Raw genomic sequence first — 769 nt, 5'->3', positions numbered from 1 at the left:
GTAATAGTAAAGTTAACTGCTGTAGTACAGTTGTTAGCATCGGTTACAGTACATGTCCATGTACCAGGAGTTAGACCTGTTACAGAAGTTGTACCATCACCAGTTGGGTTACCCGGAGTCCAGTTATAAGTATATCCACCTGCACCTCCTGTAGGGGTGTTAATTGAAGCCGCTCCGTTCGAGCCACCATTACAAGATACATTTGTTTGTGAAGCCGCAGTAGCTACTAGAGCTGTTGGTTGTGTAATAGTAAAGTTAACTACTGTAGTACAGTTGTTAGCATCGGTTACAGTACATGTCCATGTACCAGGAGTTAGACCTGTTACAGAAGTTGTACCATCACCAGTTGGGTTACCCGGAGTCCAGTTATAGGTATATCCACCTGCACCTCCTGTAGGGGTATTAATTGAAGCCGCTCCGTTCGAGCCACCATTACAAGATATATTGGTTTGTGAAGCGGCAGTAGCTACTAGAGCTGTTGGTTGTGTAATAGTAAAGTTAACTGCTGTAGTACAGTTGTTAGCATCGGTTACAGTACATGTCCATGTACCAGGAGTTAGACCTGTTATAGAAGTTGTACCATCACCAGTTGGGTTACCCGGAGTCCAGTTATAGGTATATCCACCTGCACCTCCTGTAGGAGTATTAATTGAAGCCGCTCCGTTCGAGCCACCATTACAAGATACATTGGTTTGTGAAGCGGCAGTAGCTACTAGAGCTGTTGGTTGTGTAATAGTAAAGTTAACTGCTGTAGTACAGTTGTTAGCAT

The 769-nt window shown here is 44.0% G+C and carries 1 pseudogene; it reads right to left on the bottom strand.

What is annotated here, in order from left to right:
• Nucleotides 1–769, bottom strand: a pseudogene (locus DMB65_RS21860) (hypothetical protein); the annotation flags it as partial.

This window comes from Flavobacterium cheongpyeongense (genome assembly GCF_003202435.1).
GTDB classification, from domain to species: Bacteria; Bacteroidota; Bacteroidia; order Flavobacteriales; family Flavobacteriaceae; genus Flavobacterium; species Flavobacterium cheongpyeongense.
Note: the sequence above shows the minus strand (reverse complement) of the source record. Positions and strands in the feature narration are given on the sequence as shown.